Genomic DNA, 17,706 nt, shown 5'->3' on the forward strand with positions numbered 1-17,706 from the left:
CTTATGAAATTTAATGATTAATGGAGGTATTCACAGCCATGGCACAGCAATATGGAGACGACAATCTAAAGGTATTTACGTTAAATTCAAATCGGGACTTAGCGCAAGAAATCACGGATGAAATCGGGGTTGAAATGGGGAAAACTTCCGTTACTCGATTTAGTGACGGTGAAATTCAAATTAACATTGAAGAAAGTATTCGCGGGTGCGATATTTTCGTTATTCAATCAACGAGCTCTCCGGCAAATGAACATATTATGGAACTACTTATTATGATTGATGCTTTAAAGCGAGCATCTGCTAAAACAATAAACGTAGTGATGCCTTACTACGGGTATGCCCGCCAGGATCGTAAAGCACGTTCAAGAGAACCGATTACAGCAAAACTAGTTGCAAACTTATTGGAAACTGCAGGAGCGACACGTGTCATTACTCTTGACCTCCACGCTTCACAAATTCAAGGATTCTTTGATATTCCAGTAGATCAGTTAGTTGGTGTTCCGATTTTAGCAGATTATTTTGAGGAGAAGAATTTAGATGATGTTGTCATTGTGTCACCAGACCATGGTGGAGTTGTACGAGCAAGAAAAATGGCAGATCGTTTGAAAGCTCCAATTGCAATTATTGATAAACGTCGTCCAAAACCGAACATGGCAGAGGTCATGAATATCGTAGGTAACATCGAAGGAAAAACAGCTATCATTATTGATGATATTATTGATACAGCAGGTACGATGACTTTAGCAGCCAATGCCATGATTGAAAATGGTGCCAAAGAAGTGTATGCTTGTAGTACACACCCAGTTCTTTCAGGACCAGCAATCGAAAGAATACAAAACTCTAAAATTAAAGAGCTTGTAGTAACGAACACGATTCCATTACCTGAAGAAAAGATGATTGATAAAGTTACTCAATTATCTGTAGGGTCTTTATTAGCAAAAGCGATTATTCACGTTCATGAACAACGTTCAGTAAGTCGCTTATTTGATTAAGCAAAAAGTCAATTCTTTTTTCTAGTGACACCACGAACAACAAAAATTACGTTATATTTAGTTACTATGAATCAACTTCTTAAAGTCTAGGTTTCAAACCATTGTATTTTGGATAAACAAATAAAAGGACCAAAAAAATTAATGAGGTGAACAGACATGGCTACAGTTTTACAAGCAGCTAAACGAGAAGATCGAAGAGGTTCAAGACTTAACAAAATTCGTAATCACGGTGGAGTTCCAGGTGTTATTTATGGAAAGGCATTCGGTAATGAACCTGTAACAGTCGACCAAATTTCATTTATTAAAACGCTTCGACAAGAAGGGAAAACAGGTGTTTTTAAGCTTGAGTTAGATGGTAAAAAGACCGATGTCATGATTTATGACCTTCAGTACGATACGATTAAAAATGAAATTATTCATGTTGATTTTTGCGCAGTCGATATGAAGAGTAAAATGAGTGCAGATGTTCCTGTACAAGTTGTTGGTGAAGCAGAAGGTGTTAAAAATGGCGGTGTGCTTCAGCAAGCGGTCTATGAACTATCTGTAGAGGCTCTTCCAGCAGATTTACCAGAGTCAATCGAAGTTGATGTGACGAATTTAAATTTCAATGATTCGATTCAAGTAAAAGACTTGCAGTCGGGTGCAAAATTTGAATTTAACAATGATCCAGAAGAAGTTGTTCTCTCTGTACTTCCTCCAACAGAGCAACCAGAAGAGCCTGGAGTTGGCGGTCAATCTGAAGGTCAGGAGCCAGAGTTAGTTGGACAAGCAGAGGGTGAAAACGATCAAGAATAAATAAGTCAGGACACGAGGTATAACCGTCCAGGTTATGCCTCTTTTCATCGTGTTTCATATAAATGAGTTTGCCTTTCAAAAGAATCATGAATGAATTGGGAGCGGTCACATGTTTTTGAAAAATTTATTCTCAAAAAAGCAGGAATTAGAAAGAGAGGACGGACCAATGAAGTTGATCGTTGGACTAGGGAACCCAGGAAAAAAATATGATGGGACACGTCATAATATTGGATTTGAAGTGATAGACCAATGTCAAGAATCATTATCTATTTCATTAGATCAATCTAAGTTTAAAGGGACGTTTGGTTATCGACAAATTGGAGAGGAAAAGATATTTCTACTTAAGCCATTAACATATATGAATTTATCGGGTGAATCAATTGTACCTTTAATGAACTTTTACAAAATGGATGTAGAAGATTTATTGGTTATTTACGATGACCTTGATTTGCCTCCTGGGTCTATTCGTTTACGTCAAAAAGGTGGGCATGGTGGCCATAATGGAATAAGATCGATTATTTCTCAATTAGGCACTGATAAATTTAAGCGTATTCGTGTCGGTATTGGGCGTCCTCCAGAAGGTCAAGCAGTACCAAATTATGTATTAGGTGGATTCCAACAAGATGAACGTATAGAAGTTGATCGTGCAGTTGAAAAGTCTGTAAAAGCTATTGAAGCTTGGACAACAACATCCTTTGCCAATGTGATGAATGAATATAATAAATAAAAGTTACTGTATGCATAGTGCTTTGACCATCTGTTTATACTACTGAATAAGTAACGTATTGCATAGGATGGTAAGGAGGATGCATATGGCAATTCATTATTATTGTCGGCATTGTAGTCAAAAGGTTGGGACGCTCAGCGATTGGTCCGCTGATGAAGAACAGTTAGGGTTTCAGCAATTGACCGACGAAGAACGAAAGGAAATGATTGAGTATGATTCTAAAGGACATATTCAAGTAAAAACAATTTGTGAGGATTGTGAAGATACGCTCCGAACAAATCCGGATTATCATGCCTATGACTCCTTTCTTCATTAAGACAACGACGTTCGACAAGCTTTGGTGCTCTGTGCCAAAGCGTTTTTCTAGTGTGAATAGCGGTTTGTCTAAATATTAAAGAATTTAAAAGTATTAACTTTTTATATTAAGTAGTTTTAAAGCATAAATTTAATAGATTGTCTTCTAATAAGGGAGATCGTATACACGATAAAAGTGAATCCCTACAATTTACAAGGAGGAGAAGGATGGAAGGATTACTGCAATCCATTAAACAAGGGGATGATGTTGGTAGCATCATTGATGGCATCGAAGTAAATATGTCCGAGCAAATGATATCTGGTTTGAGTGGGTCAGCCAGATCTATTGTTATTGCTTCGGTTTTTCACGAAACAAAGCGTTCTCAATTAGTTGTAACTCACAACCTTTTTCAAGCCCAAAAAATATATGATGATCTTGCCTCTCTCGTAGGGGAAGAGTATGTTTTCTTATATCCAGTAAATGAATTAATTGCATCGGAGATAGCTGTAGCTAGTCCAGAAATGAAAGGACAAAGAATTGAAGTTTTAAATCGTCTAGCTACAGGAAAAGAGTCCATTATCATTTCACCGATGGCAGGAGTAAGAAGGTTATTACCGCCCAAAACACTTTGGAAATCCTATCAAGTTCAGTTTGTCTTAGGAGAAGAGATAGACCTTGAGTCTACATTAAATCAACTAGTAGAAATGGGATTCCAACGTACTGATATGGTATCTGCACCAGGTGAATTCAGTTTACGAGGTGGGATTGTTGATATCTACCCATTAACAGAAGAGATGCCCATAAGAATTGAACTATTTGATACAGAGGTAGATTCAATAAGATATTTTAATGTTGAATCCCAACGTTCAATGAATCAAATAAACGAAGTGAAAATCGGCCCTGCGAAGGAAGTATTACTTACAGAGGAACATTTTCAATATGGAGCTCATCAACTAGAGTCTAAACTAGCAGAAAGTTTAGCTAAAGTTAAAGATAAAACGACAAAGGAAAAGATGGCTGAACAAGTTAGTCAAGAAATAGATTGGCTGAAGCAACGTGTGACATTTGAGTCTATTTATAAATATATGTCATTGTTTTATAACGACCGATACACCTTGCTAGATTACTTTCCTGATAATGGTGTTATATCCATCGATGAAGTTAGTCGTGCTCAAGAGATGGAACAAAGCCTAGAAAAAGAAGAAGCGGAATGGTATACAACAATGCTCTCTCAAGGAGCAACAGTGACAGAATTAAGCCTTTCAAAGAACTGGGATGAACTCTTTTTGAAAGCGAATCGGCCGATTATTTATTTGAGTTTGTTTTTACGTCATGTACCAAATACAAATCCAAAAAATATCGTCAATATTCAAAGTAAATCTATGCAAAACTTCCACGGTCAACTTCATTTATTAAAGTCTGAGATTGACCGTTGGAAGGAAGCGAATTATTCCATTACATTGATGGCTACTGACAAAGAACGTGCAGAGCGATTAAAACAAGTACTTGCTGATTATGAAATAGATGGGGCGATCGTTAGCTCTGAGCAGCTACCGGTAAGTGGACAAACGCAGATTATGATCGGACACTTCACGACAGGGTTTGAACTTCCATTGCAGCGAACGATTGTCATTACAGAAGAAGAAGTGTTTAAACAACAGATAAAAAAGCCAAAGCGAAGACAAAAGCTTTCAAATGCTGAACGTATTAAAAGCTATTCTGAATTAAAAGTTGGAGATTGGGTTGTTCATACGAACCACGGAATTGGTAAGTATTTGGGGATTAAAACGCTAGAAGTCGGCGGAATTCATAAAGATTATATGCATATTTCCTATGCAGGGAATGACAAGTTATATGTTCCTGTTGAGCAAATCGACCAAGTGCAAAAGTACGTTGGTTCAGAAGATAAAGAGCCTAAAATGTATGCGTTAGGCGGAAACGATTGGAAAAAGGTGAAAACAAAAGTTCGCTCATCTGTTGAAGATATTGCTGATGATTTAATCAAATTGTATGCAGAGCGCGAAGCAAGCAAAGGACACGCCTTTTCTCAAGATGGACCTGAACAACAAGAATTTGAATCTTCGTTTCCATATCAAGAAACGGAAGATCAAATCCGAGCAATTGAAGAGATTAAAAAGGATATGGAGCGAGAGCGTCCGATGGATCGCTTACTTTGTGGTGATGTTGGATACGGAAAAACAGAAGTCGCTCTTCGCGCTGCTTTTAAAGCAATTATGGATGGAAAACAAGTGGCCTTTCTCGTACCAACGACAATTTTGGCGCAACAGCACTATGAAACCATTCGTGAAAGGTTTCAAGATTTTGCAATTAACGTTGGATTGTTAAGCCGTTTTAAGTCAAGGAAAGAACAAAAGGAAACCATTGATGGGCTAAATAGAGGTACGACAGACATTGTTGTAGGAACTCACCGGTTGCTCTCTAAAGATATTACATTTAAAGATTTAGGTTTGTTAATTGTTGATGAAGAACAACGCTTTGGCGTTACTCATAAAGAGAAGATAAAAAGGCTAAAAGCAAACGTTGATGTTCTTACGTTAACAGCTACACCAATTCCAAGGACTTTGCATATGTCAATGCTTGGTGTTCGTGACTTATCAGTGATCGAAACGCCACCAGAAAATCGTTTTCCTGTACAGACGTACGTCGTAGAGCATAATGAACCATTAATAAGAGAAGCGATAGAGCGTGAGTTAGCTCGAGGAGGGCAAGTATATTACTTATATAATCGAGTTGAAGACATTGAAACGATGGCAGATAAAATCTCTATGCTCGTTCCTGATGCCAATGTGCGATATGCTCATGGGAAAATGTCAGAGTCAGAATTAGAGTCTGTCATGCTCGATTTTCTCGAAGGAAGTGCTGAAGTATTAGTGACGACAACGATTATTGAGACGGGCGTTGATATTCCGAATGTAAATACGCTCATTATTCATGATGCTGACCGAATGGGGCTATCTCAACTTTATCAATTGAGAGGGCGTGTCGGAAGGTCCAACAGAGTGGCATATGCTTACTTTACACATCAGCGAGATAAAGTCTTAACAGAAGTCGCTGAGAAACGGTTACAGTCCATTAAAGAATTTACCGAGCTAGGTTCTGGATTTAAGATTGCAATGAGAGACTTATCGATTCGCGGTGCTGGGAATTTGTTAGGGGCAGAACAGCATGGATTTATCGCTTCTGTTGGATTTGATTTGTATTCTCAAATGTTAAAAGAAGCAATTGACGAACGAAAAGACCATTCAACGAATGAAAAACCAAAAGTAGAAACGCCTGATATAGAACTTGATATTCAAGTCGATGCTTATATACCAGAGAATTATATTTCAGACTCCAAGCAAAAAATTGATATGTATAAGCGATTTAAAGGGCTAGAGACAGAGCAAGATATTCAAGACTTACAAACAGAAATGATTGACCGGTTTGGGGAGTACCCAGAAGAAGTTGATTATTTATTCCAAGTGTCACGCATTAAGCAGTACGCAAATCAATATGGCCTTGATACGATCGTTGAGAAAAATAATGAATGTAAGGTGCTATTGAGTGAAGAGGAGACGAACAATATAGACGGTTCAAAGTTATTCTCGGTTGTAAATAAAATTTCACGTAAACTAAATTTATCAATGACAGGTAATCAGATCACGATCCACTTAAAAACAAAGTCCTTAACCGATAAAGAGTATTTAACCACTCTAGAAAACGTGTTATCAAAATTAAAGGAAGTAAGGAAGGAAGCGACATCGGCCAATTAGTAATGAAGGATTTATCATCCTTTTTACGTTTCATCTAGATATCGAGCAAATTTCTTGTACAAATGGTGAATAGTTCTTTTTATTCGATGGATAATAAGGACAAGATTTCGTTTTAACGTATGATGCAAGGCGAAAGCCAAGTTTACTTCATTAATACTTGCATGCAAAAACACCAATGTGAATTCAACAAGGAAAGTGAGGCAACGTGAGTATGAAAGCAACAGGTATTGTCCGTCGAATCGATGATTTAGGCCGTGTCGTTATTCCGAAAGAAATTCGCCGTACACTGCGTATCCGTGAAGGTGATCCTTTAGAAATCTTCGTTGATCGTGATGGAGAAGTGATTTTAAAGAAATATTCTCCGATCTCAGAACTCGGCGATTTTGCAAAAGAATATGCAGAGGCTTTGTACGACAGTTTAAATCATACTGTTCTTATAGCAGACCGTGATACATATATTGCGGTGGCTGGAGGATCAAAAAAAGATTATTATAATAAGAGCATCAGCCAGCTAGTCGAGTCTGCAATGAGCGATCGAAAAACGGTCCTTGAAGCACAATCTGGTGAATATGAATTAGCCGGGGACACACAAGAGACAATTAATGGATTTTGCATCGCTCCGATCATAGCAAGTGGTGATCCTATCGGTGCAGTTGTTCTAGTCTCAAAAGAATCAGATACGTTTGGTGAAGTTGAGCGAAAATTAGCGGAAACGGCTGCTGGATTTTTAGCAAGACAAATGGAACAATAAGATCGATACGAAATTAAGAAGGGAAGAGACATCTGTCTCTTCTCTTTTTTTATACTTTGGCTCTGTTAAAGTTTAGTGTTGTTAATAGTAATAAGATGCTGATTTGTTTTTTTATATCGAGCGATAGAGGTGACTCCTGCGCAGCTTCGCGCTTGCTCGTCGCAGGTAAAGGGTGTTTTCGCTTATTGTAGGTAGATTGTTCATGTTGCGTATAAGCCTTGTGCTATAATAGCACGAGGTAGAACCATGTATGAGAAGGAAATACGCGATTAAGGGTTGAATATACATTGAAACAATCAAATTCTTGGATGAAAGGCGCACTTTACTTATCGTTAGCTGCATTTATTGCGAAAGGGTTAAGTGCTTTATATAAAGTTCCGTATCAAAATTTAACAGGTGATTTAGGCTTTTATGTGTACCAGCAAGTATATCCTATTTATGGAGTGGCCTTCATACTAGGCAGTTATGGAATACCTGTTGTCGTGGCGCGAATGATTGCAGAAGTAGAAATGAATGAAAGTTCAAAAGGGGAAACGAGTGGACGGTTGATTACCCTGTTCATCTTTCTTCTTTTTATTTATTCAACGATCGGATCAAGCCTTCTTCTTTATTCAGAGCATCTTGCAAATATGATGGGGGATAACGAATTAAAGACCGCCATTAAGTGGCTAGGGCTCCCATTTTTTATACTGCCATTTTTGGCAGTCGGACGAGGTTATTTTCAAGGAAGGAATAACATGCTGCCGACTGCAGTTTCACAAGTTGGAGAACAGTTCGTTCGAGTTATTGTCATCATATGTATTGCTGCAGTTGTGATGCAGTCTAGCGGAGATCCTTATATGGCAGGAATATCTGCTGGAGCGGGGGCCTTTATTGGAGGTCTTGCTGGAGTTTTCATATTGGGGCATTATGGAAATCATACGATATCTTTTAAAGATTTAATTAAAAACCGACCTCGTCTTTTTTACCATCAATGGAAAAGTGACCTTCGGGTTTTGATTATCTCTGGATTCTTTCTTTCGTTGAGTGCGATGGCTTTTGTTATTTATCAATTAGTTGATGCATTTATGATATATAGGATTTTATTGCAGTCTGGTGTTCATGAAACTACGGCTGCTACGCTTAAAGGTATATACGATCGAAGTTGGCCTTTAGTTCAATTTGGTGCAGTAGTAACAACAGTTTTCTCTTATGCTGCACTTCCTTATGTGACAAAGGCACATATGAAAAATGATCGAACAGCCATTCAACACTTTGTTGGGCAGTCTTTGAAAGTTTGTTTTGTTTTCGGTGGTGCAGCAGCTGCTGGATTAGTTACGATCATGCCGTCGGTGAACTCAATGCTTTTTACTAATAATGAAGGGCAAGGTGCTTTGCAATTATTAGCTGTTACGATTTTGTTTGGGTCATTGTTTATGACTTGTGCTGCACTGTTGCATGCTGTTTACGAGCCGAGTGTTGCAGCCATTGTCTTAGCGGTTGGTATATTTATAAAAATGGTTGGAAATGTTGTACTTATTCCACATTTTGATATTTACGGTGCAGCTACGGCTTCTTCGATAAGCTTTATCATGATTTCTACATATCTGCTGGCCTTTATGAAAAGAAGAGGAGTTTTTCGAGGGTTTAAGCAAGAATTTTGGAAAAAGTGGGCAATAGCCATTGGTACAATGATGGTCGTTGTTTTTGTCATTCAGTTGGTTGTTGAGTTTATCCTAATTACATATTTACAAATTCCTATGAGGATAGCTTACACTTTCAACGCACTATTTAGCTCGGGTGTTGGAGCGGTTCTTTTCTTAATTATCATTTGGAGGAATTGTATATTTGAACAAGATGAATGGGAAAGCTTACCGAAATTGCCACGTCTTTTACCATATAAAAAAAGGATACAGGAGTGACTAAAGAGATGAAAAATAAAATCGTTGTCTTAGGCCTTGGAGCAGGGAACATTGATCAGCTCCCACTAGGAATTTATCGGAATTTAAAAGATAATGAAAGACTTTTTGTTCGTACACAAGAACACCCTGTTTTACAAGATTTAATGGAGGAAGGCTTATCATTTACAAGTTTTGATCATATTTATGAATCGCATGATCAGTTTCATGAGGTGTACGACAACATTGTTAAAACGTTAATTGAAGAAGCAAAGCAACAAGAGTTGACGTATGCAGTCCCGGGCCACCCATTTGTAGCAGAGGAGACGGTGCAACGATTATTAGAAAGGGCTCGAGAAAATGAAGTTGAACTTGAATTTATTGGTGGGCAAAGCTTTTTAGATGCGATGTTTAATGCTTTACATATTGATCCAGTAGACGGTTTTCAATTAGTCGATGGGACGATGATGAAAAAAGGAGAGCTACAGCTTAGACATCATATCGTTATTTCACAAGTTTACGATGCATTTATAGCTTCTGAAGTAAAACTTACGTTGATGGATATACTGCCAGATGATTACGAAGTAAAAGTAGTCACGGCTGCAGGCAATGAAGATGAGAGAATTCTCGAAGTTCCTTTATACGAGTTAGACCGAGTGACAACGTTGAATAATTTAACAGCGGTCTATGTTCCCCCTATCGAAGAGGAACGCTTATTATATCATGACTTTCAAAAGCTTCGTGAAGTCATTGCTACATTAAGGGGTCCTGGTGGTTGTCCATGGGATCAGGAGCAAACGCATGAATCGTTAAAAAAATATTTAATTGAAGAAGCTTATGAAGTTTTAAGTGCGATTGATGAAGGAGATGAAGACCATTTAGCCGAAGAATTAGGAGATGTGTTATTACAAGTCATGCTTCATGCGCAGATTGGTGAAGATGATGGTTATTTTACGGTTGATCATGTGATTTCTCATGTAACAGAGAAAATGATTCGTCGCCATCCTCATGTGTTCAGTGACGTAAATGTAGAAGGGGCTGAAGATGTCGTAACGAATTGGGAAGAAATAAAGAAGCTAGAAAAAGAAGACGAAGGATTAAGTCATTCATTATTAGCTGATATTCCAAATGAGTTCCCAAGTTTATTGAAAGCTTATAAAGTACAGAAAAAAGCCGCAAAAGTTGGCTTTGATTGGGGAGAAGAAGCTCCTATATGGATGAAGATACAAGAGGAAATTGCAGAATGGATATATGAGCTTCGCAACGGCACTGAAGACACTAAGATGAAAGAGTTAGGAGATGTCTTTTTTGCTCTCGTAAACTTAGCGAGGTTCTATAAGATCGATCCTGAAGAAGCGTTGCGACAAACAAATGCGAAGTTTATACGACGCTTTCAATATATTGAGCAAAAGATGGATGAAAAAGGCTTAAATATTGATGAACAGCCCCTTGAGGAATTAGACCGTTACTGGGAACAGGCAAAAAAACAAGGTTAAGGAGAGGGTTATAAATGAGAATAGATAAATTTTTAAAAGTATCACGCTTAATTAAGCGCCGTACAATGGCTAAGGAAGTAGCTGAACAAGGAAGGGTTTTAATTAATGGCCAAAAGGCAAAAGCAGGGGCTAATGTAAAGATTGGGGACGAGCTTTCCATTCAATTTGGCCAGAAAAAGGTTGTTGTAAAAGTAGAGCGACTAGAAGGCGCAGCGAAAAAAGATGAAGCGAATACGTTATACTCACTCATTAAAGAAGAACGAACAACAGAATAATTGTTACGGACAATCTTGATAAAAAGACGATATGAAAATGTATAGGCTTGTTCTATTCCTCTGTTCTTGTACATAGATATGATACAAAGTGCGGAGGAGGTAAAGGCAATGGAACATTCGTTTGATTATACAAATATGGGACAAGGGCGTATTCAAAAGGATCACAGTGTCACGTTACACGGGAGGAAAACTTTAGAAATTACTGGTGTGAAACAAGTGGAAAGCTTTGATAATGAAGAGTTCCTGCTTGAAACAGTAATGGGGTTTTTATCGATACGAGGCAACCACCTTCAAATGAAAAACTTAGATGTTGATGAAGGTCACGTATCGATTTCAGGGAGAATTGATGATCTTGTTTATTTAGACGATCATCATGGTGAAAAAACTAAAGGCTTGTTCGGGAAGTTGTTCAAGTGACACTCGAAGTTCAGTTTTTATCGATGCTGGCAAGTGTTGGGGCAGGAATTTGGCTTGGGGCTTCCTTTGATACGTATAAGCGTTTAGCGGGAAAGAAAATTTTTTTCCGCTGGACGCTCATCGTCAATGACCTTCTATTTTGGATTTTGCAAGCAATTATTTTTTTCTATATTTTATTGACAGTAAATGAAGGTGAAGTTCGGTTTTACCTATTCATTGCTCTCTTACTCGGTTACTCTATATACCGAGCCATGCTAGAAAATATTTATCGTAACATGTTAGAGTGGATGATCTCCTTTACAATAGGTGTATTTCGGTTTACAACCCGATTAGTAAAAGTCCTAATTATTAATCCTATAAAATGGTTATTGAATGTTGTACTAACTTTAGGTATATTATTATTATCCACATTTTGGAGGATTGTACACTTTTTATTGAAAGTTGTTTTATTCCCGTTTCGCTGGGTAATTAATTTATATATAAAAAAATATGGTATTCCATTTCATTCATTTTTCGTCCGGGTTAAATCAAAGTCACTTCAACTTTTTGACTGGGTAAGCAAATGGATAAAAAAAAGAGAGTAAATTGAGGTGAAGCACATGCGAGAAGAGCAAAAGCAAAACATTCGTAAAATATCATCTGAATACGTAGATCAACAGGCTCTTCTTCATGAGCAAAAGCTTCGTCGGCGAAAAGGTGTGATTCGCCGGCTCACAGTCTTTAGCTTTGCTATGTTTATCATCGCAATTTTTACGGGAGTTACATTATATAACCAGCATGTTACTCTTCAAGAACAAAAGTATGAGCACCAGCAATTAGAAAAAGAACTTATGGCTATGAAACAGGAAGAAGCTGCTTTATTAGAAGAGATTGATCTTCTGCATGACCCCGAATACATAGCTGAAATTGCACGGAGAGATTTCTTTTTAACAAAGCCTGGGGAAACGTTATTTCAGTTGCCACGCTCATCTTCATCAGATTGACAGGAATAATTTAAGCTAGTTATAATAAAAAAAATAACTTTTGGCTTCAGTTCCCTTTCACTTTTAGAAAAGACTGAAGTATAATACAAGTAAAGAGATCTCATGTTGAGGATATTATAACTTGAGATTATCACAGTTATTGATTTTCTAAGGAGGAGCAGTTTTTAACATGTCCATTGAAGTAGGCAGCAAGTATCAAGGAAAGGTCACAGGAATTACGAATTTCGGAGCTTTTGTTGAACTCCCAGGTGGAAAAACAGGATTAGTACACATCAGTGAAGTAGCTGATAACTACGTGAAAGATATTAATGAATTCTTAAGCGTGGGAGACGAAGTGAAAGTAAAAGTATTAAATGTTGAAGGTGATGGGAAGATTGGGTTATCCATTCGTAAAGCGGATGAATCGGCACAGTCACAAACAAAATCAAAGCCTCAATCAGACCGTCGTCCACAAAAGAAAGGATCTCGACCTCCCAAACAGCGTACGATGTCTTTTGAAGATAAGATGAACCGCTTCCTAAAGGATAGTGAAGAACGATTAACTTCATTGAAGAGAAATACAGAGTCGAAACGCGGGGGTCGAAATTCAAAGCGAGGATAATCTTGCTGCTGTAAAAATATAAGTTAGGCACGAAATAAAACGCTTATCTAAATAAGATAAGCGTTTTTTCTTTGTCTTTGATTGAACAGTGTGAAGGATATTCAAAGTTTCGTTCGTCATATTTAAGCAAAGATTTCTAAATCGTCGGATTGACGCAAAGCTTGTATAAAAGGCTACAAAAAGCTCTACATAAGGATTTACAAGTACAAAAATGTTAAAAAATCCCTTCAGAACACCAGTTCTTATACCGCGAAGTGACGCAAAATTAAGGGGAATAGGTACGTTATGACGAGATTTACGTCGAAGAGTTTTTATATATATGTATGTTGTTTTGACATAATCTTCAGTTAATTCATGTTTATAATGTTAGCACGAATTATCTGAATAGGTGGTGTGAAGAGAATGCAAAGAATTTCTATTCGCGCAATAGGAGGACAAGCTTCCGCGATCGTAAATAGTGCGAAACCTTTTATGTTTTCAGGTGAGAAAGAAGAAACAGAAAAGAGAAGTGCTGTAAAGAAAGATACGTCTTGGCGAACAACACTTATTATTATTGGGTTAGGTGTTTTACTTGGACGAGCGGTTATTTTATTAGAGATGTTACCATTTGTTATTCCATTTCTAGCGGTCATCTTTTATTGGCAAAGGAGGTATACACTAGTCACAGCCTTAGCACTAATTGCAGGATCAATCACAGTATCGATTCCTTTTGCTGGATACACAACGATGGCTGTTTGTCTTTACTTAGTTTTTCAAGCCTTATTTCAAAAGCACGCATCTAAACAACAAGTTATTCCATTTATCGTATTTATGACGGTATTAACTGCAAGCTATAGTACATCGATTTTGATGCACGGGCATACGGTATACCATTTCGTAACAGCATTAATCGAAGCAGGATTAGCACTTGTTGTAACAATGATATTCTTTCAAAGCATCCCGCTTGTGATGGAGAAAAGAAAGAAACTTTCACTAAAGCATGAGGAGATTGTTTGTTTAGTGATCCTGCTAGCCTCATTAATGACCGGTACAGTAGGGTGGCTCATTTATCAACTATCTGTAGAACATATACTTGCAAGATACATCGTCCTTGTATTTGCCTTTGTAGGTGGAGCAGCTATTGGTACGACGGTTGGAGTAGTTGTAGGTTTAATATTAAGTTTAGCGAATGTGGCTAATTTGTTTTACATGAGCCTACTTGCCTTTTCAGGACTATTAGGGGGGCTTTTAAAAGAAGGTAAGAAAGTATCAGTAGCTTTTGGTTTAATTGTAGCCACGCTACTCATGGGCATGTATGGGGATAATCAAGTTCCACTTGAATTGTCTATGTACGAGAGTCTTGCCGCTATTGCTTTGTTCATATTTACACCGAAAAAGTGGACGGCAACGTTATCAAAATATATTCCTGGAACCGTTGAGCACTCTCAAGAGCAACAACAATATTTAAGGAAAATTCGCGATGTCACAGCTGGGAAGGTTGAGCAGTTCTCAAGTTTATTTTTAAGCCTTTCTAAAAGTTTTTCATTAATGGAAGCAAATAGTGAAAAGACTGATCGTGAACATGAAGTAGACTTATTTTTAAGTAAAGTAACAGAGAAAACATGCCAAACGTGTATGAGAAAACATCAATGTTGGACAAGAAAGTTTTCAGAAACACACTCTATGATGGAACAAATTATGGAAGAATGTGAATCAGAAGGGGACGTAAAAAATCGCCATTTACTAACAAAATGGAACCGTCATTGTATGATTGATGATCGAGTTATAGAAGTGATAAAAAAAGAATTAAGCCATTATAAAGCAAGCAAACAGTTAAAAAGACAGCTTTTAGAAAGTCGTCGTCTAGTAGCTGATCAATTAAAAGGTGTTTCGCAAGTTATGGAGGACTTTGCTAAAGATATTCAACGAGAGAAAAAGGCTCATGAACATCAAGAAGAGGAGATTACGCAAACGATTCAGCGGGCTGGACTTGATGTTGAATTAGTTGAAGTGTATCGTCTTGACCCTGGGAATGTAGATATCGAAATTGTTTTAAGTAGTAATTCCTATAATGAAAGTGAAAAAATCGTGGCACCATTGTTATCAGATATTCTACAAGAAACAATAACCGTTAAACATACAGAGCCAGCCTCGATGTCAGGCAATGAAGTAAGAGTAACATTTGGTTCTACAAAAAGATTTGTTATGGAGGATGGAGTTGCGCATGCAGCAAAAGGAGGCAGATGGGTATCGGGTGACAGCTTTTCAACGATGGAACTAGGAGCAGGAAAGTATGCAATGGCCATTAGTGATGGAATGGGCAATGGTGAAAGGGCACATATGGAAAGCCAAGAAACAATTAACCTTTTAAAAAATATTCTCCGTTCAGGGATTGAGGAAACCGTAGCAATAAAATCTATTAATTCTGTTCTGTCACTTAGATCAGATGAAGAAGTATTTTCTACTTTAGATTTAGCGATGGTAGATTTACAAGATGCCTCGGTTAAGTTTTTAAAGGTAGGATCTATCCCTAGCTTTATTAAGCGGGGAGACCGGGTGAAGTCAGTGGAATCTAGTAATTTACCTATAGGAATTATTCGCGAACTTGACGTTGATGTTGTCACGGAAGAGCTTAAAGCAGGAGATTTATTAATTATGATGAGTGATGGCATTTATGAAGCCCCAAATAATATTGAAAATAAAGATGTATGGTTAAAACGTGTGATTAAAGAAATTGAAACGAAAAATCCTCAAGAGGTTGCTGATTTATTAATGGAGAGAGTTATTCGTGAAAGTGGAGGAGTCATACATGATGATATGACTATTATTGTCTCGAAAATGGAACATCATACACCGCAGTGGGCGACTATATCGGTTCCACAAAAAGAATATGCATAACTAATGTGCATAAAGGAAGGGATGTTTTTGAGGTAACGTTTATATGAATCAAGCGTTGATTTGATAGTATATTTTCTCTCAATCTTGTAAATGATGTTAGTAATTACGAGAAATGGAGGAGAGAATATGCACAAAGGGACGTTACGCCAAATTCTTTTACTGACAGATGGATGCTCAAATAGCGGGGAAGATCCTGTTGCAATTGCAGCGTTAGCAAAAGAACAAGGGATGACCGTTAATGTCATTGGTGTTGTTGAACGTAACGAGATGAGTGAACGAGGAGTAACAGAAATAGAAAACATTGCAGAGGCCGGAGGTGGTATTAGTCAAGTAGTATACGCTCAACAACTATCACAAACTGTTCAAATGGTTACTAGAAAAGCAATGACACAAACGATTCAAGGTGTTGTGACAAAGGAATTACAACAACTACTCGGAGAAGAAAAAGAAATAGAGGATTTAGAGCCTGACAAAAGAGGAGAATTGATGGAAGTCGTTGATGACTTAGGGGAAACGGTTAATTTAGAGGTATTTATATTAGTTGATACAAGTGCGAGTATGAAAAATAAATTACCGATGGTCCAAGAGGCATTGATTGATTTATCGGTTAGTTTACGATCACGGTCTGGGGATAATGAATTTACACTTTATTCCTTCCCAGGGAAACGCAAAGATGTTGAGAAACTTATTAATTGGACACCTCATTTTGATTCCTTATCAAATGCTTTTAAAAAGCTTTCAACTTCAGGGATTACTCCAACAGGCCCTGCATTGCAAGAAGCGACACGGCTTATGTTGAAAAGGATGAAGAAACGAGGGTCAGACGATGAAGGAATTGAGTTCGAAGAAACAGGGATGTAAATTACACGTTAATCAGCACATCACTGGAAAGTGGCATAATAAGACGTACCGTGTGATTAGAGAATTAGGATATGGAGCAACAGGAACAGTTTACTTGGTCGACTCTGAGCACGGACCCTTAGCTTTAAAGATTGCAAGTGAAGCGATGTCCATTTCTTCAGAAGTGAATGTCCTCCGCCACTTTTCTAAGGTTCAAGGGCCCTCTCTTGGACCTTCTTTTTTTGATGTGGATGATTATGTATTTCAAAATCAAGTATACCCTTTTTATACAATGGAATATATAAAGGGGCAACCATTTTTACCATATATAAAAACAAAAGGGCCTGAATGGATTGGAGTACTTGTTATACAGCTACTTAATGATTTGCATCGACTACATGAAATTGGATGGATCTTTGGTGATTTGAAACCGGAAAACCTGCTTGTTTCAGAGAGTCCGACACGTGTTAGGTGGCTCGATGTTGGTGGAATGACAAGGTCAGGGCGAAGCATTAAAGAGTTTACAGAGTTTTTTGATCGAGGGTATTGGGGGCTCGGTAGCAGGAAAGCAGAACCTAGCTACGACTTGTTCTCTGTTTCAATGCTTCTCATTAATTGTGCATACCCGTCTCGCTTTGAGAAAAAAGGGATGGAAGGGGCCTCTTTTTTAATGGAGAAAGCCAAAAAAAGAGTAGAACTACACCCTTATCTTCCAATTATTCAAAAAGGGTTGGAAGGTAAATATAGCGATTCTCAATCGATGAAAAGAGATCTGCTGCATATCGTCAATACATCCTCATCGAATAAAAGAGGATATAAACAGCAAGTAGTAAAAAAACAACGATATCAACCGATAAAGGAAAAAAAAGAACCGAAAGTAGTTGTAAAAGAAAAGCGGATGTGGGTAGGTATTTTTGAATCGATGCTCGTTGCCTCTTTTCTTCTGATTCTATATATTCTATACTTATTTGGACAAAACGTGTGACAGAGTAAGCTTTGTCAGGAGA

The 17,706-nt window shown here is 37.7% G+C and carries 16 protein-coding genes; all 16 read left to right on the forward strand.

Going from position 1 to position 17,706, the window contains the following annotated elements; translation table 11 throughout:
* The first annotated feature begins 38 nt into the window (after window positions 1-38).
* The 16 genes from LGQ02_RS00330 to LGQ02_RS00405 all read left to right on the forward strand — a co-directional run bounded on the left by LGQ02_RS00330 (window position 39) and on the right by LGQ02_RS00405 (window position 17,684).
* The gene (locus LGQ02_RS00330; RefSeq protein ID WP_226516309.1) at window positions 39-992 is read left to right on the forward strand and encodes a ribose-phosphate diphosphokinase; all 954 of its coding nucleotides are present in this window, start codon (window positions 39-41) and stop codon (window positions 990-992) included.
* A gap of 156 nt (window positions 993-1,148) precedes the next feature.
* Window positions 1,149-1,787 (forward strand): 50S ribosomal protein L25/general stress protein Ctc, encoded by a 639-nt coding sequence (locus LGQ02_RS00335; RefSeq protein ID WP_226516310.1) that lies wholly within the window; start codon window positions 1,149-1,151, stop codon window positions 1,785-1,787.
* Between the two features lie 166 nt (window positions 1,788-1,953).
* Entirely contained in the window at window positions 1,954-2,514 is a 561-nt protein-coding gene (pth, locus tag LGQ02_RS00340; protein WP_226518171.1) for an aminoacyl-tRNA hydrolase, read from the forward strand.
* Window positions 2,515-2,599: 85 nt separating this feature from the next.
* The gene (locus LGQ02_RS00345) at window positions 2,600-2,830 is read left to right on the forward strand and encodes an anti-sigma-F factor Fin (RefSeq protein ID WP_226516311.1); all 231 of its coding nucleotides are present in this window, start codon (window positions 2,600-2,602) and stop codon (window positions 2,828-2,830) included.
* A gap of 206 nt (window positions 2,831-3,036) precedes the next feature.
* On the forward strand, window positions 3,037-6,582 hold the full coding sequence (mfd, locus tag LGQ02_RS00350) for a transcription-repair coupling factor (protein ID WP_226516312.1): 3,546 nt from the start codon (window positions 3,037-3,039) through the stop codon (window positions 6,580-6,582).
* Window positions 6,583-6,793: 211 nt separating this feature from the next.
* Window positions 6,794-7,333, forward strand: a complete 540-nt coding sequence (spoVT, locus tag LGQ02_RS00355) for a stage V sporulation protein T (protein WP_319003533.1) — start codon at window positions 6,794-6,796, stop codon at window positions 7,331-7,333.
* A gap of 287 nt (window positions 7,334-7,620) precedes the next feature.
* On the forward strand, window positions 7,621-9,234 hold the full coding sequence (locus tag LGQ02_RS00360; RefSeq protein WP_226516314.1) for a putative polysaccharide biosynthesis protein: 1,614 nt from the start codon (window positions 7,621-7,623) through the stop codon (window positions 9,232-9,234).
* Between the two features lie 8 nt (window positions 9,235-9,242).
* Window positions 9,243-10,706, forward strand: a complete 1,464-nt coding sequence (locus LGQ02_RS00365; RefSeq protein ID WP_226516315.1) for a bifunctional methyltransferase/pyrophosphohydrolase YabN — start codon at window positions 9,243-9,245, stop codon at window positions 10,704-10,706.
* 14 nt (window positions 10,707-10,720) lie between these two features.
* Window positions 10,721-10,981, forward strand: a complete 261-nt coding sequence (locus tag LGQ02_RS00370; protein ID WP_226516316.1) for an RNA-binding S4 domain-containing protein — start codon at window positions 10,721-10,723, stop codon at window positions 10,979-10,981.
* A 135-nt stretch (window positions 10,982-11,116) separates the two neighbouring features.
* Window positions 11,117-11,398 carry a sporulation protein YabP gene (yabP, locus tag LGQ02_RS00375; protein WP_404802395.1) on the forward strand — a complete coding sequence of 94 codons (282 nt, stop codon included), beginning with the start codon at window positions 11,117-11,119 and terminating at the stop codon, window positions 11,396-11,398.
* On the forward strand, window positions 11,395-11,982 hold the full coding sequence (gene yabQ, locus LGQ02_RS00380; protein WP_226516318.1) for a spore cortex biosynthesis protein YabQ: 588 nt from the start codon (window positions 11,395-11,397) through the stop codon (window positions 11,980-11,982). Before yabP ends, yabQ begins: the two co-directional genes overlap by 4 nt.
* Window positions 11,983-11,997: 15 nt before the next feature.
* Window positions 11,998-12,381, forward strand: coding sequence for an FtsB family cell division protein (locus LGQ02_RS00385; protein ID WP_226516319.1), 384 nt, complete (start codon window positions 11,998-12,000; stop codon window positions 12,379-12,381).
* Between the two features lie 169 nt (window positions 12,382-12,550).
* A complete protein-coding gene (locus tag LGQ02_RS00390) occupies window positions 12,551-12,982 on the forward strand; it encodes a S1 domain-containing RNA-binding protein (RefSeq protein ID WP_226516320.1) in 432 nt (143 codons plus the stop codon).
* A gap of 402 nt (window positions 12,983-13,384) precedes the next feature.
* On the forward strand, window positions 13,385-15,859 hold the full coding sequence (gene spoIIE / locus LGQ02_RS00395) for a stage II sporulation protein E (RefSeq protein ID WP_226516321.1): 2,475 nt from the start codon (window positions 13,385-13,387) through the stop codon (window positions 15,857-15,859).
* A 126-nt stretch (window positions 15,860-15,985) separates the two neighbouring features.
* Window positions 15,986-16,720 carry a vWA domain-containing protein gene (locus tag LGQ02_RS00400; protein WP_226516322.1) on the forward strand — a complete coding sequence of 245 codons (735 nt, stop codon included), beginning with the start codon at window positions 15,986-15,988 and terminating at the stop codon, window positions 16,718-16,720.
* Window positions 16,686-17,684: a protein kinase domain-containing protein gene (locus LGQ02_RS00405; protein ID WP_226516323.1), complete on the forward strand. Its 999-nt coding sequence runs from the start codon at window positions 16,686-16,688 to the stop codon at window positions 17,682-17,684. Before LGQ02_RS00400 ends, LGQ02_RS00405 begins: the two co-directional genes overlap by 35 nt.
* Window positions 17,685-17,706 lie beyond the last annotated feature (22 nt).

It is taken from the genome of Bacillus shivajii, assembly GCF_020519665.1.
Classification (GTDB): domain Bacteria; phylum Bacillota; class Bacilli; order Bacillales; family Salisediminibacteriaceae; genus Bacillus_CA; species Bacillus_CA shivajii.

Excerpts from the sequence above, each read along its gene's own strand:
- LGQ02_RS00330 (WP_226516309.1), top strand. The coding sequence starts at position 39 with ATGGCACAGCAATATGGAGACGACAATCTAAAGGTATTTACGTTAAAT.
- LGQ02_RS00335 (WP_226516310.1), top strand. The coding sequence starts at position 1,149 with ATGGCTACAGTTTTACAAGCAGCTAAACGAGAAGATCGAAGAGGTTCA.
- pth (WP_226518171.1), top strand. The coding sequence starts at position 1,954 with ATGAAGTTGATCGTTGGACTAGGGAACCCAGGAAAAAAATATGATGGG.
- LGQ02_RS00345 (WP_226516311.1), top strand. The coding sequence starts at position 2,600 with ATGGCAATTCATTATTATTGTCGGCATTGTAGTCAAAAGGTTGGGACG.
- mfd (WP_226516312.1), top strand. The coding sequence starts at position 3,037 with ATGGAAGGATTACTGCAATCCATTAAACAAGGGGATGATGTTGGTAGC.
- spoVT (WP_319003533.1), top strand. The coding sequence starts at position 6,794 with ATGAAAGCAACAGGTATTGTCCGTCGAATCGATGATTTAGGCCGTGTC.
- LGQ02_RS00365 (WP_226516315.1), top strand. The coding sequence starts at position 9,243 with ATGAAAAATAAAATCGTTGTCTTAGGCCTTGGAGCAGGGAACATTGAT.
- LGQ02_RS00370 (WP_226516316.1), top strand. The coding sequence starts at position 10,721 with ATGAGAATAGATAAATTTTTAAAAGTATCACGCTTAATTAAGCGCCGT.
- yabP (WP_404802395.1), top strand. The coding sequence starts at position 11,117 with ATGGGACAAGGGCGTATTCAAAAGGATCACAGTGTCACGTTACACGGG.
- LGQ02_RS00385 (WP_226516319.1), top strand. The coding sequence starts at position 11,998 with ATGCGAGAAGAGCAAAAGCAAAACATTCGTAAAATATCATCTGAATAC.
- LGQ02_RS00390 (WP_226516320.1), top strand. The coding sequence starts at position 12,551 with ATGTCCATTGAAGTAGGCAGCAAGTATCAAGGAAAGGTCACAGGAATT.
- spoIIE (WP_226516321.1), top strand. The coding sequence starts at position 13,385 with ATGCAAAGAATTTCTATTCGCGCAATAGGAGGACAAGCTTCCGCGATC.
- LGQ02_RS00400 (WP_226516322.1), top strand. The coding sequence starts at position 15,986 with ATGCACAAAGGGACGTTACGCCAAATTCTTTTACTGACAGATGGATGC.
- LGQ02_RS00405 (WP_226516323.1), top strand. The coding sequence starts at position 16,686 with ATGAAGGAATTGAGTTCGAAGAAACAGGGATGTAAATTACACGTTAAT.